Origin of the sequence: Dolichospermum circinale AWQC310F (assembly GCF_000426925.1) — a bacterium.
Lineage (GTDB): Bacteria > Cyanobacteriota > Cyanobacteriia > Cyanobacteriales > Nostocaceae > Dolichospermum > Dolichospermum circinale.
In genome coordinates this window covers 58,302-71,994 of the sequence record NZ_KE384666.1, presented here as the reverse complement: position 1 = coordinate 71,994, position 13,693 = coordinate 58,302, and the positions used below count along the sequence as shown (strand labels likewise).

Sequence of the window (13,693 nt, the reverse complement as noted above, 5' to 3'; positions counted from 1 at the left end):
GGAAACCCAACATCAAGCAGTAATAATAAATGTGTTGGCTTGCTAAAAATTTTATTTTGGTGCTTTACGCCAACCATTAGCCAAAGATTCTGAATCTTGACAAAACCATTTCTCTCCCTTGGGTTGGGTTTAACTTCGTTCTACCCAACCTACAAACTCTCTGCGCCTCTGCGTCTCTGCGAGAAACAAAAATTAACCCAAAACGAAATTCACCAACTTACCAGGAACAACAATCACCTTCTTAACTTCCTTCCCTTCAATATACCGTTGTCCAACCTCCGACTCACGCGCATACTTCTCCAACTCTGCCTTATCAGCTTTTGCAGGAACTTGAATAGAACCGCGAGTTTTACCCATAATTTGAATTACCAAAGTAATTTCATCAACTATCAAAGCCGCAGGATCAAAACTTGGCCAAGGTTGGGTATGGACAGAATTTTTATTGCCTAGTAATTGCCATAATTCATCACCAATATGTGGTGCAAAAGGTGCTAACATAATCACCAAAGTTTGAATACCTTCCGCATAAATTGGCGAATTATTGCAATCAGCATCAGTCAACGCATTACTTAACTTCATCAACTCCGAAATTGCAGTATTAAATTGATATTCATCCTGCACATCTTCCGTAATTGCTTGAATAGCAATATGAATGAAGCGACGTAAATCTTTTTCGGCTTTTGTCAGTTGTCCGTTGTCATTTGTCAGTTGTTTTTTACTTGTAGCGTAATCTGTAACCAACCGCCAAACACGGTTTAAAAATCTAAATTGTCCCTCAACATCAGCCTCATCCCATTCTAAATCTTTTTCAGGAGGTGCTTTAAATAAAATGAACATTCTCGCCGTATCTATGCCATATTTATTAATCACATCTTCCGGTGCAACACCATTTCCTTTTGATTTGGACATGGTAGCATAGAGACGTTGTAAAGGTTCTCCAGTTTGTGGATCTACAGGATTATTAGCATCAACTAAATGAGAAGGAATCCATTTATCTTTACCACCTTTTTTCGGGTTCATGTAGGTTAAACCCTGTACCATTCCCTGAGTTAATAACTTTTGAAATGGTTCATCAAAGTTAAATAAACCTCTATCTCTCAATACTTTAGTGAAGAAACGCGAATACAATAAATGTAAAATTGCGTGTTCAATTCCCCCCACATATTGATCTACAGGCATCCAATCATTTACTTTACCAGAATCAAAAATCTTTTCTTCATTTTTGGCATCAGAATAACGTAAAAAATACCAAGAAGAATCAATAAAAGTATCCATTGTATCGGTTTCCCGTTTCGCAGGAGTACCGCAACTTGGACAAGGCACATTTACCCAACTTTCTAATTGTGCTAAAGGTGAACCACCACGGCCACTTAATTCAATATCTTCTGGTAATTGTACAGGTAAATCTTTTTCTGGTACGGGGACAATTCCACATTCGGGACAATGAATCACAGGGATAGGTGCGCCCCAATAACGTTGTCGAGAAATCAACCAATCTCTGAGGCGATATTGTACTCTTAATTTACCAAAGTTTTGTTGTTCTGCAAATTCGATAATGGCTTTTTTTGCATCTATAGAATTTATCCCATTAAAGTCACCAGAATTAACTAAAATTCCCGCTTCTGTGTAGGCTGATTTTAAAGTTTCTTCTGCACCAATTTCGGGAACAATCACCACTTTAATCCCTAAATTCTGTTCTTTTGCAAATTTGAAATCTCGCACATCATGGGCTGGTACACCCATTACCGCACCTGTACCATATTCATAAAGTACATAATCTGCAATCCAAATCGGTACTTCTTCCCCGGTAAAGGGGTTAATAACTTGACCACCCGTAGGAATACCCCGTTTAGGTTTGTCTTCCGCAGTCCGTTCTAACTCGCTTTGGTTGCTGACTTCCTTAATAAAGGCTGCTACTGCTGCTTTTTGGTCTGAAGTTGTCACCACTTGAGTTAAGGGGTGTTCTGGGGCTAATACGACGTAACTCACGCCATAAACAGTGTCGGGACGGGTGGTATAAACGGCGATTTTTTCATCTAAGCCGACAATCGGAAATTCTAAATAAGCACCGGTGGATTTTCCTATCCAGTTGGCTTGCATTAATTTAACTCGTTCTGGCCAACCTGTGAGTTTATCTAAATCATTTAATAATTCTTCGGCGTAGTCGGTAATTTTGAAAAACCATTGACGCAGTAATTTACGTTCTACTATTGCCCCACTACGCCAAGAACGTCCTTCATTATCAACTTGTTCATTTGCTAATACAGTTTGATCTATGGGATCCCAATTAACTGCGGCTTCTCTTTGATAAGCTAAACCAGCTTCTAAAAATTGCAGAAAAATCCATTGTGTCCATTTGTAGTAATCAGGAGAACAGGTAGCAACTTCACATTCCCAATCTAAGGATAAACCAAGACGTTGTAATTGTTGCCGCATTTGGGTAATATTCTGATATGTCCATTTGGCGGGGGGTACACCTCTATCAATGGCGGCGTTTTCTGCGGGCAGTCCGAAGGCATCCCAACCCATTGGATGTAATACACGATACCCCTGCATTCGTTTGAGGCGAGCAATTACGTCTGTAATTGTGTAGTTACGGACGTGACCCATGTGCAAGCTACCGGAGGGATAAGGGAACATGGAAAGCGCGTAGAATTTTGGCTTATTTTGCTCTTGAGGCGTTTTGTCTAAGCCAAGTTCTAACCATGTTTTTTGCCATTTTTCCTCAATTGCGGCTGGTTGGTATGATGTTTTTTGGGGGGACTCCACAATTAAAACTCCTAATGCTTTGATCTAGTTTCGCTATTGTGGCATAATTTAGATATAATTTTTTTTCACGCAGAGCCGCAGAGGCGCAGAGGGAGCGAAGTTCGTCCACGATTTAGCAATGTTCTAACTGTTGTAATCAAAAGATTAGCGAACATTAAGATACAATGCAGCAGCTAATTAATGAAATTATGTTCTAGCCAGGTTTCTAAATCTGTAACTGAAGTAAAATCTAACAAAGCTTCTCCTAATTCTTCAAGTTTTTCAACAGTTAACTCTTGAACTTTTTGAATTAATAATGAATCAATTTCCCCAATTCGACGATTTAATTGACGGATAATTAGACGTTTTTCTTTTTGCAGTCCTTCTTGTAATCCTTCTTGTTTAGCCAGTTCTCTGTCTTGTTGGTAAAGTGGTGCTAATCGCATAATCAACTCCTGATCTTCTGTAGAGATATCTTAGATGCTACCAGATCCGCGACTATTCAGGAACGCGGCCTTTTTATGGCAATTTCTAAGGTCGTTTTTACACGCCTGAATGCGTCCGCTAAACGACCTATTTCATCCTTGTATTCATTCTCAAAATTAGCATCCATGTCGCCTAAACTCACGGCCTCTGCAACTTGAGTGATTTGATTAAGAGGTCTAACAATATGTTGTTTCAGCCAGAGGTTGACTAACGATATGGATATAGCAAAAATCGCCATAAAAGTTCCTAGAATGATCAGAAAATTTTGCTTGGCAATTTTATCAACTTTATCAGCAGGGACGTAAATAATTTTAGTGCCGATAACTTTATCCAACTCCCGGTCCCAGCCAAATCCGTTATTGCCAGTATATACACCTTGTTTATATAAAGCCTGTAATGATTTGGGAGATTTTTCCAAACTGGTATGACAACTCAAGCACCTAGTTTGTTTCTGTTCAATTATGATAGGACGGGCTGTATAAAAATAACGATTATTTTCCCCATTCATGGTGCGATAACCTTCAGCTATATTTTTTCCCCCTGGTTTATATTGTTGGCTTAATTTCTCGATAATCTTGATCTCATTTTCGTCAGCTTTATCCTTGATATTTGTCGGGTTAATCATCGCATTTCTATAACGATATTCACCATACTTATCTTTATAAACAGTGGTAAAAATATCAAATACTTTAGCCGCAGCAACAGAAGGAAGTGCCTCTATTAACATTTTCTCTTCTGATTGCTTTTTTAATAAAGGAGTCACTCTCTCCGCGTTATATTTCCGAATAGCGTCCACAGTTGAAATCAGTAAATTAGCTTGTGTATTTATTTCATTTTCAGCATTTCCCAGCAGAATATTATAATAAATTACACCGCTAAAAATAATCCCCCCCAGAAAAATTGCAAGCATGAGGGTAGTTAGTTTCTTGCTGAGGTTAAAATTTTTGGGTATTAGTGCAAATATTTTCATTATTCACCACACATAACACGAAAACCAAACAGATTACAACCAAAGAAACCAGCATCTGCATAAAAACGAAAAGAGGAACGGCAATTTTCAGAAGGAATGAGCCAAGATCCTCCGCGCAGCACTCGTCTATTATTGCTATTATTCAGCCACGCAGTACCATCACCAGGGGCATTTATATAATCTTCATGCCACCCATCTTCGCACCATTCCCATACATTACCACACATATCATGTAAACCGAAAGGGTTGGCGGGAAATTTTCCTACTTTTGTGGTTTTTCCTTGATATTGATTATCATAATTGGCTAATTCTGGAGAAATTGTTTTCCCAAAATAGAATGCTGTGGTTGTTCCCCCACGACAAGCATATTCCCATTCTGCTTCACTAGGCAAGCGATAGGCTTTATTTGTTTTTTGGGAGAGTCTGGCACAAAATTCTTGAGCATCATACCATGATACACCCTCAACGGGTAAATTATCACCTTGAAAGTGTGATGGTTCAGGTTCTAAATTAATGTTAATCTTAGGTAAAGCTGCTACAATTTGCCATTGTTTTTGAGTGACTAGATATTTACCCATGAAAAACCTAGAAACTGTAACTTGATGTTGTGGACTTTGAGATTTATCGTAACCTTCCTCGTTTTCTGGAGAACCCATTATGAAAGTTCCTCCCGGAATATTTACCATTTTTAAAAAAATACCATTTCCTAAGTGTTCAGTAAAATACTTCCCACTTTTAGAAATATATTTAATTTCCGGTTTTCTTACAAGACCCAGTAATTGACTTTTTAAACTTATCTCAGCAGTTTCAAACTCAAAAGTTTTTAATTGATAACCAGATTGATTTTTTTCTGCTTCTGGCTGCGATCGTAATTTTTCAGCTACTTGTTGTTCTTGCTGACGTTGCAATGCTTCCGCTTTTGGCTGCGATCGTAATTTTTTAATTATTTGTTGTTCTTGTTGAGGCTGCAATGCTTCTGTTTTTTCCTGCAATCGTAATTTTTTAGTTATTTGTTGTTCTTGTTGAGGCTGCAATGCTTCTGCTTTTTTAACAGATGTAATTTCTAACTCAATAGATGCTACATCTTCATCTCTCAAACCTAAAATATCTTGGCGATAATCTTTTAGTATTTTCAAAGTTTGTTCGTCTAGAGGATATTTTTGCTCAACTTCTTCTGCAAAATATTGTTGGTAACTTTGTAAATTTACTAACCGTCTCCGAAAAGGTTCTAGAACTTGCTTTTCTATTTCCTCGGCTACTGCATCTGTAATTGCCAGAGTTTTCCGTTTTTCTGTTAAAATTAAAATAGCAACTTTTTTTAGTTCACCGTTTTGAGTATATTGTTCAACCAATTTACGATACTCTACTTCTGGATTTTTAGGAGCATAAGCCAATAAAATATTATATGCCTCCCTATCCAGAATAATATCTGGTTTCATATTAGGTTTTACAGCTTGGACTTTTGCTTTAGCATAAGCGTGTAGTTCTTGAATATGAATTTTACCATCACTATCATTATCTGCTGCACCTGTCTCAATTCCCTCAACTAAATATTGAGTATAGAGTGAAAGTGTTGCACCTTCTTGTGTAAAAGAAGTTTGAGTTGCACCAGAAGATGTCATCACAACTCGTCCTTCTGCACCTAATTGTTTTTTGATATCTACACCAATACTTTTTGTGTGCCAACCATTAGCAAAAGCACCACTGTAACAAGCATCTAAAATTAAAACTTGTCGTTTAGAATAACAATTTCTCGACTGCGCTTGAATAAAATTTCCATCTACAGCGGTAGCTTCAAAATTATTTTTAGCCGTATTGCAAGTTGCTAAATAGAGATGATTATCGTCATTAATCATCCCATGTCCAGAAAAAAAGAATAATAATAAATCATCTTTTTCTGCATTTTTAAACAGATTGAGAATTGCTATTCTCATAACTTCTGAATTAGGGTTGAGTAGTTTTTCTACCTGTGTAAAGTTTCCTAAGTTCGGATTTTTTAAAACTCGTTCCATAGCCTCTACATCATGAAGGGGAGATGATAGAGGTGGGATACTTTCACCATACTCGCTAACTCCAATCAATAAAGCGGTTTTTTTAACCATTGTCACCACTGATTGCAGCTAATAAGTTTTTTGCTATTTTTTCAGTTTCTAGCAGTTCTTGGGGGCTTTTGGCCTCGATAATGACTTCTTTATCACCGACCTTGACACTAACTTTTATGGGTTTATCTCCCAAGCGATCGCTCAAAAAGCTTAAAAAACCTTTAATATTTTGTATACTTACTTTAGCGGTAATAAATCCGATTAAAGTAGCAAATCCTGGTTTACTGCCTGGTTCTGGGTGCATATCTTCGCTAAAATATGCTTTGTCCACTTCATCTAAATCTCGCAATTCCCGCAGTAGATTACCGGCTATTTTTTGTCGTCTGTCATCATCTAATTCTGGGTAATCAACAGCAAAAGTAACCTGAATTGTGCGATCATTGGTCATATTTACCTCCACAGTGCCATTATGTCCTGTTTGCGTCGTCTTGATGGCTATTTTAGTAGTGATCGCTGTTTTAGCATACTCTAGGGTAAACTTATGGCAATATTGCCAACTTTATGGAATCGGCCGTAAAATAGACTATGAATGAGTAAAAATAGGAAAAAGTCCAAAATTAGACATTTATTTCCTAAATATTTATATAATTTAATTATTTAATTGAGGTTATTAACTGGCTTTTATTTGGGAGCTATTGCTGTTTTCGGAATTTCCATGACTGGTTTGTTTAAAGCTACCATTAAAGAAGAATCAGAGATGGCTGGCTGTGTCACTGCTGGTGTTAATTCTGTCGTTTCTGCCATTTGTAGTATTCTGGATGAGTTACCGGGGAATAAAGTGGAAACTGTACCCAGAATACAAGCTGCTAAGGCTGCCCCACCAAAGATCCAGGCTAGGTCGTAGGGTCGCTTAACACGCTTCAATACTTGCTCAATTGTGGTTTCTGATGACTGATTAGTTGGGGGAACGGGTATGTTTTGCAACCCTTTTCTAAGATTTAATAGTCTTTTATATAAGCATTTAAAGGAATCATCCGTTGATAACCATTCCTCTACCTGCTTACGTTCACTAGCGGTTACTTCACCATCCAGATAAGCACTTAATAACTCGAAACAATCGCGTTTTTGCATATCCATATTACTCATTAATTCTTTTTTGCTGCTCAATGGCAGAAAATATATATTTTCGCTGACAGTCGTTAATACTTCTTAAATTCTGCCAGAGAATTGAGGAAACATGATGTAGATTATATATCTAGATAGCTTTGTAACTGAGTTTGTAATCTAGACCTGGCTCTGGCTATTCTAGATTTCACAGTTCCTAGAGAAACTCCGGTAACTTCGGCAATTTCCTCATAAGACAGACCTTCTATTTCTCTAAGGATAATGGTAGTCCGAAAAGCTTCAGGTAAATCCGCGATCGCTTCTCGCAACTGCTCATAAAATTCTCTTGTAGTCATTTGCTCATCTGGACTTGGTGTATCACCGGCAATTTCCCAATCCATTTCACCGTCTTCTAGACTCCGGGGAGCGTCTAGTGAGAGGGGACTAGCTACCCGTTTACGTTTACGTAATTCATCATAAAACAAATTAGTGGCAATACGACTTAACCAACCCCGGAACTTGGTAGGTTCTTGTAATCGGCTAATATTTCTATATACACGAATCCAAATTTCCTGGGCTAAATCGGCTCTGTCAGACCAATCAGGGGCTAAATGATATAAAACTCGATCAACTTGGGTTTGATGACGACGTAGTAGTTCTGCAAAGGCGGCACGGTCTGGACGCAATCCGACTTGACAGCGTAGAATAAGATCGTGGTTTGAGAGTTTGTCAACTTGCACCGATGCTGCTGGGTAGGTGGCACCAACTGTTGACCAGGATACACTAATGGATTGACTCATGGATCGGATTGGCTTTAAATCAAATCACTCTTCCCGATCAGACTGGATAATTAATTAAAAGTTCCCCAAGGGTGACGGACGATAAATAATAGGCGATAGCAATGGCAAGAAATGAATCTGTAGCGAGTATGATTATGTTTCTCTGTTTCGGTGCAGCAATTTTATCTCTAGCTGTCCACTTGCAAACGATGAGAAAAACAGGAACAGGGGAGTTAAATTATTCTAGGTCTACAGGGGTCTATCCACAGGATTCACTGGTGACTGGGGAAAGTGCAATTGCGGCTTCCGTACCTACCTCTCCCCAAAAAGCTGGGACAATTAACTTAGATTCTGATCAGAAAAAACCCCAGTCAAGTTTAGCTGGTATTGCCAGTACAATTAACAATACAAGCCCACCAGTATCAGCGTCGGACACAACCCAAGTTGTAGTAGATTTAAGCGATCGCCGTGTTTATGTTTCTCGATATGATGAGGTAATAGCTAGTTACCCTATCGCTATTGGTAAAAAGGGTTGGGAAACACCCACCGGCAATTTTCAAGTTATCCACAAGGAACATCATCCCATTTGGCGACATCCCATTACAGGTGCTATCTTTGACGGTGGTACTAATAGTCCTTTGGGGGATAGATGGATTGGTTTTTGGTCAGATGGCCGCAATGAAATTGGCTTTCATGGTACACCAGATGTTGATTTAGTGGGAGCGGCTGTTTCTCATGGTTGTCTGAGAATGCGTAATCCTGATGTACGGATGTTGTATAGCCAAGTTTCTTTAAATACACCTGTATTAGTCCGTGATTGAATTAGGTTCATTTAATTTCCTGGGATTTCCACGGTAATGGGTCAACTGATTGTCCGTTGACATACAAGCCCCAGTGTAAGTGGGGTCCAGTGGATGCACCAGTTGAACCTACTGCACCAATTTTTTGACCAGCTTTGACAAAATCACCTTCTTGAACATTTATACGACTCAGGTGCATGAAAATACTGATTACTCCTTGACCGTGATCGATGCCGATAACATTACCATGAACTCGGAAGCCTTGGGATACTGTCCCCACTAGGGCAACTCTTCCCGCTGCGGGGGCTGTTACAGATGATCCTGCTGCTCCTGCGTAATCCTGTCCACGATGGTAGTAATCATTGGCAAATACACCGTTGTAGTAGCGACGGACACCATATCTAGTAGATGTTCTCCCGGCGTTGGGGGTGAGAAAAACACCGTTCCAGTATTTTTCCGGTGTCTGGAGGGCTTTAAATTCTGCTACTCGCTTTAGTTCCTCCTGGGTTGCTTTTACTCCAGCTTTACCCGGTGGTAAGGTGATGCGTTGGACTGCAAATTTGCGATCGCGCACTTGTATGGATAGTTTTTGTTCCTGTCCCTCCTCGGAAACTTTAATTGTTCTCACTCCAGCTTTTTCTAAGGGAGTTGTGGGAATAAAGGAACGGTATTGACGGGGTGCAATTTCAAAAGCTGGATAGTTTTTTTCGCCAACTGTCACCGTAGGATTACTAAGACTTTTCTGATTATCTGCCTCAATTAATACTGAAATTGTATCTCCCAATTGGGGATTTTTAGGCATGATCTGTACTTCTAAAGCCTTTGCGGGTAAGCCTAAAGCCATGGGAATGGCGGTAATTATGCCTAAGAGTATCTTAACACGGTTGCTCATTGTCTGAATCAAAATTAAAGGATTAACAGGATAAAAACAGGATTTAAGGCTCTTTTTGTGAACGGGGAGGGGTTTACCGGAGGGGTTTTGTCATGTTTGTCACTCCACAATGTGACTGAAATTTCTTCCCAGTCAAATATTAAATTATGAATTTAGCCAAACCAAATTAACCACAGAGGTAGAACTAAAAATAACCCAATAAAGGTTAAAGCAATGCTGCTGGCTAATAAATTCCGATCTAAGTCGTAAACTTCCGCTAAAATCAGTACGGAAAGTCCTGTGGGTGTCCCTGACATGAGTACCAAGACTAAACGCTGTTCCCCAATCATACCTGCATAAGTTGCACCTAATCCCACTAATAAGGGGATAATCAAAACTTTGAGAATGCTGGCTATTATGGCAATATCCAGATTTTGATATTCTTTTATTGTTCCTAGTCGTAAACCAACCAGCAACAAAGCGAGGGCAATTACCACCCAAACAGCCTGATTTAAACCTGATTCAATGACTGCGGGTAATTGCACAAATTGGGTATTTAAGCCAATGAAAAACGTCCACAGACTGGGAACGGTAGCTATATCTCGCAATTGTATCCACCAATGATTTTCAGTGGCTCTCTGTCCAAAATAACTAGCAATTAAGACAGCAATTCCATAAGTACCAACAACATTATTTGTGACGCTAAATAATACTGCTGAATCGTTATTTTCTGGTCCTGTTAGCACTTGTGTGAGTGTTAGTCCAACAAAACCAGTGTTCCCTAAAATTGTTGCCAAAATAAAACTACCTAAACTGGCTTTTTTAAAAGCTGCAGATACTTCTACGCTTTTTTGCTCTGTCTTAATTTTATTAAACCATTGCCAAAACCACCAAGTCAACAGTGCTAAAACTAGACTTAGTAGTAACACTGCTAATCCTATAACTGGTATTAATTCGCCATTTTCCGTATCAGTATGACGAGCTAATATTAATAGTTGTAGTGGCACTCCTACCCAGTATAGTGACTGTCCTAGCCACTTAGCCAATTTATCGGAGCTAAATCGAGATAATATTAGACCTAACCCTATCCAAATAAATAGGGGAGTATAAGCTTTGAATAGGGTTTCAATCATGATCAAGTGGTTAGTTTTTTGCCCGCTGTATGAGTAATTATAGTTGCAAATCATGAGTTACAATACTTATTACCAATAAAAATCAAGGTTAAAACTAATGATAGGAAATAAAACACAACCCAGGGAATCATTAAATAAAGCATTTCAGGAATTAGTTTTATATTTTCTCAGAGAACATTTAACCGAAAAAATCTAGAGCGGTTGTACAAAAGTTCAATGAAATTAAAGGGCTGATATTAAGGGTAATTTTAAAACAACTTTAGGATTAAGTGATGTCAATAAAACTAAGTTAAGAAGGTTAGAGGGTGAGGTTGAGAATTTGGAGAATCAAACTTTTTTTATTCCAGAAACTAAAGCTGAGAGAACGAAGCGGGAGAAAAAAATTGCTAATTTGAATAATGAAATTGATAAATTACGGGTGGAAATTGAGGAAATAGAAAATGGTAGAATGTATGAAAATGCTTTAGAATGGTGCTTTGAGTTTCCTGAAGTGTTAAATAATGATGGTGTTTTTGTTGGTTTTGATGTGGTTATTGGAAATCCTCCTTATATTAGACAGGAAGAAATTAAACAATTAAAAGCAATTTTGCAGACAAATTTTATTACCTATTCGGGAACTGCTGACTTGTATGTATTTTTTGTGGAAAGGGAATTTAAAATTCTTAAAACTCAAGGTCAATTTTGTTATATTATGCCTAATAAATGGATGCAAGTGGGTTATGGAAAAGCCTTAATAACCTATATTTTAGAAAATCAATTACAAGGGATTATTGATTTTGGTGATATTCAAATATTTGAAGAAGCAACTACTTATCCTTGCATTCTGAATGCTTCAAAACAGCAGCAAAATACTAATTTCATTCCTAACGCAACTGGTATAATAGATGAAATAGTAGTTAGGACTTTAGTCCTATCTTCAATAAACTATGATAACACTCATCAGGGCTAAAGCCCTGACTACAAACAAAAGATGATCATTTTTCAGTAAATACCACAAATTCTAGATCCCAACTTCTTTTTTATCTGGTCAATAAATGATAAATTAATCTCAGAATTTGGGGATATTATTTTCATTCCTAACGCACCTCATTTAAACTTTCAATTTGCTTGGTAAACATCTCTGTAAACAAACTCATGACTGTGCGTTCTTCACGAACTTTAATATTAGCAGTAATGGACATTCCTGACTGTAAAGATATCTTTCTATCTTGATTCGTGAGATTTAAATGTTGTTTGTCTAACTTAACTGTCGCCGGAAATCTATAAAATTGATGGTTTTGGTCTGGAGGTAAAGCATCTGAACCAATCTTAGTTACTTTACCTTTAATATCACCAAACTCACTAAAGGGAAAGGAGTCAATTCTTACATCTACATTCATACCTTTTTTGACAAAACCAATATCTTTATTGGTAATGAAAACTTCTGCTGATAGGTTTTCTTTGGGGACAATTTGTAGGATTTTTTGTGTGGAATTAGCAACAAAACCAACATTTTTAGCCTGGAGATCAAAAACTATTCCTCCTACTGGAGCGCGAAGTTCTTGATATTTAAAGTTTAATTTTGTTTGGGATATTTTGCTATTAATATCCGCCAAACGCTGTTCATTGTCTAAAATCACCTTCATGAACTGACTATCAATTTCAGCAATACGTTGTTTATTATTGCCTATTTTTTCCAAAATATCTTTACCGGAACTAGCAACTGTATTAGTTAATTGCTGTTTTCCTTTATCAATATCAAATTCTAGACGTTTGATTTCTTCCTGCAATTGTGATATTTCCGCTGCAAGAGTTTGTACCTGTTGTTGCTGATTCAAATATTGAAGTTGGGAAATACCTCCTTCTTCGGCTAAGACTTTAATTTTGGCTAAAATACCGCTTTGAATTGCTAGACTATTGCGAGTATCTTGCAGTTTAAATTTAGTTTGAGAAAGTTGTTTTCTGGTTTTTTCAACTTCTAAATCTGCGGCTTTGGAACGGGACGCTAATTCTATTTTAGCAATTGCTAGTAGTTGTTCTTCATCAATTCCTATTCCTGCTGTTCCCGATGAATTTCTCAATTGAGAACGTAATAGTTCATTTGCTGCTACTAAGGAAGCGCGACTTTTGAGCAGAAATGCTGATTCTCCTGGTAGTTTACTGCGTAAAAATTCTATTTCAGAATCTTTACCTCTGCTTGCTCCCATTAAGCGTCGATAGATATTGTTTTCTTGAATTAAAGCTATGCGAATTTTATTCAAGGCATTTAATTCTGCTAGGGTAGCAATAGACTCAAATGTTAATAACAATTGTCCTGGTTTTACTTCGTCTCCATCTTTTACATAAATTGATTTAACCACTCCATTAACGGGAGCTTGTACCTCTTTGACTGTTCCTTCTGGTTTTAATTGACCTGTTGCGGGAATTGTTTGCTCAATTTTCGCTAAACAAGCCCAAGTAATTCCAAAACAAGCCAATCCCATGAGGGTGATCATGATGGTTCGTGACCATATTGGAGATTGTCGTAAAACTACAGATTGCTCGAAATTATCGAAATTAAAGTCAATTTTGGGCTGTTGGGAACTGGGTTTGGGAGATGTTAATACTTTTGAATCTTTATATGATCCATTACCATTTCCGTTTCCGTTGCCATTTCCGTTGCTGCGATTACCATTAACTTGAGTCATAATAATTTGGGATTTGGGATTTTAGATTGAATATTTACTGGGGTGTAATTTGATCTTGGCTCTGTTATCAGTTGGATTTTATTTCAACAATTGG

The 13,693-nt window shown here is 37.8% G+C and carries 12 protein-coding genes and 1 pseudogene; 3 read left to right on the top strand and 10 right to left on the bottom strand.

What is annotated here, in order from left to right; genetic code table 11:
• Positions 1-192: 192 nt before the first annotated feature.
• The 5 genes and pseudogenes from leuS to ACIR310F_RS0103540 form a co-directional block, all read right to left on the bottom strand.
• Positions 193-2,769: a leucine--tRNA ligase gene (leuS, locus tag ACIR310F_RS0103560; protein ID WP_028082636.1), complete on the bottom strand. Its 2,577-nt coding sequence runs from the start codon at positions 2,767-2,769 to the stop codon at positions 193-195.
• 173 nt (positions 2,770-2,942) lie between these two features.
• A pseudogene (locus ACIR310F_RS0103555) lies at positions 2,943-3,224 on the bottom strand (DUF4351 domain-containing protein); the annotation flags it as partial.
• 26 nt (positions 3,225-3,250) lie between these two features.
• Positions 3,251-4,204: a c-type heme family protein gene (locus ACIR310F_RS0103550; RefSeq protein WP_051289462.1), complete on the bottom strand. Its 954-nt coding sequence runs from the start codon at positions 4,202-4,204 to the stop codon at positions 3,251-3,253.
• Positions 4,204-6,306: a caspase, EACC1-associated type gene (locus ACIR310F_RS0103545; RefSeq protein WP_028082633.1), complete on the bottom strand. Its 2,103-nt coding sequence runs from the start codon at positions 6,304-6,306 to the stop codon at positions 4,204-4,206. Before ACIR310F_RS0103545 ends, ACIR310F_RS0103550 begins: the two co-directional genes overlap by 1 nt.
• On the bottom strand, positions 6,299-6,694 hold the full coding sequence (locus ACIR310F_RS0103540) for a hypothetical protein (protein ID WP_028082632.1): 396 nt from the start codon (positions 6,692-6,694) through the stop codon (positions 6,299-6,301). Before ACIR310F_RS0103540 ends, ACIR310F_RS0103545 begins: the two co-directional genes overlap by 8 nt.
• A gap of 13 nt (positions 6,695-6,707) precedes the next feature.
• Here ACIR310F_RS0103540 and ACIR310F_RS27245 point away from each other — a divergent pair, with 13 nt between their 5' ends.
• Positions 6,708-6,839, top strand: coding sequence for a hypothetical protein (locus ACIR310F_RS27245; protein ID WP_269208332.1), 132 nt, complete (start codon positions 6,708-6,710; stop codon positions 6,837-6,839).
• A gap of 88 nt (positions 6,840-6,927) precedes the next feature.
• Here ACIR310F_RS27245 and ACIR310F_RS0103535 read toward each other — a convergent pair whose 3' ends face one another.
• Both ACIR310F_RS0103535 and ACIR310F_RS0103530 read right to left on the bottom strand, forming a co-directional pair.
• Positions 6,928-7,377, bottom strand: a complete 450-nt coding sequence (locus ACIR310F_RS0103535) for an anti-sigma factor family protein (protein WP_028082631.1) — start codon at positions 7,375-7,377, stop codon at positions 6,928-6,930.
• 116 nt (positions 7,378-7,493) lie between these two features.
• Positions 7,494-8,150 carry a sigma-70 family RNA polymerase sigma factor gene (locus ACIR310F_RS0103530; RefSeq protein WP_028082630.1) on the bottom strand — a complete coding sequence of 219 codons (657 nt, stop codon included), beginning with the start codon at positions 8,148-8,150 and terminating at the stop codon, positions 7,494-7,496.
• Between the two features lie 101 nt (positions 8,151-8,251).
• Between ACIR310F_RS0103530 and ACIR310F_RS0103525 the strand changes: the two genes are divergently transcribed.
• Positions 8,252-8,950: a L,D-transpeptidase gene (locus ACIR310F_RS0103525; protein ID WP_196803154.1), complete on the top strand. Its 699-nt coding sequence runs from the start codon at positions 8,252-8,254 to the stop codon at positions 8,948-8,950.
• A 7-nt stretch (positions 8,951-8,957) separates the two neighbouring features.
• On the opposite strand, the gene ACIR310F_RS21445 is transcribed toward ACIR310F_RS0103525, so the two are convergent.
• Both ACIR310F_RS21445 and ACIR310F_RS0103515 read right to left on the bottom strand, forming a co-directional pair.
• Positions 8,958-9,821 (bottom strand): M23 family metallopeptidase, encoded by an 864-nt coding sequence (locus tag ACIR310F_RS21445; RefSeq protein ID WP_051289461.1) that lies wholly within the window; start codon positions 9,819-9,821, stop codon positions 8,958-8,960.
• A 152-nt stretch (positions 9,822-9,973) separates the two neighbouring features.
• On the bottom strand, positions 9,974-10,933 hold the full coding sequence (locus ACIR310F_RS0103515) for an AEC family transporter (protein WP_028082628.1): 960 nt from the start codon (positions 10,931-10,933) through the stop codon (positions 9,974-9,976).
• A 319-nt stretch (positions 10,934-11,252) separates the two neighbouring features.
• Here ACIR310F_RS0103515 and ACIR310F_RS0103510 point away from each other — a divergent pair, with 319 nt between their 5' ends.
• The gene (locus ACIR310F_RS0103510) at positions 11,253-11,882 is read left to right on the top strand and encodes an Eco57I restriction-modification methylase domain-containing protein (RefSeq protein WP_028082627.1); all 630 of its coding nucleotides are present in this window, start codon (positions 11,253-11,255) and stop codon (positions 11,880-11,882) included.
• 127 nt (positions 11,883-12,009) lie between these two features.
• On the opposite strand, the gene ACIR310F_RS0103505 is transcribed toward ACIR310F_RS0103510, so the two are convergent.
• A complete protein-coding gene (locus ACIR310F_RS0103505; protein ID WP_028082626.1) occupies positions 12,010-13,599 on the bottom strand; it encodes an HlyD family efflux transporter periplasmic adaptor subunit in 1,590 nt (529 codons plus the stop codon).
• Between the last annotated feature and the right edge of the window lie 94 nt (positions 13,600-13,693).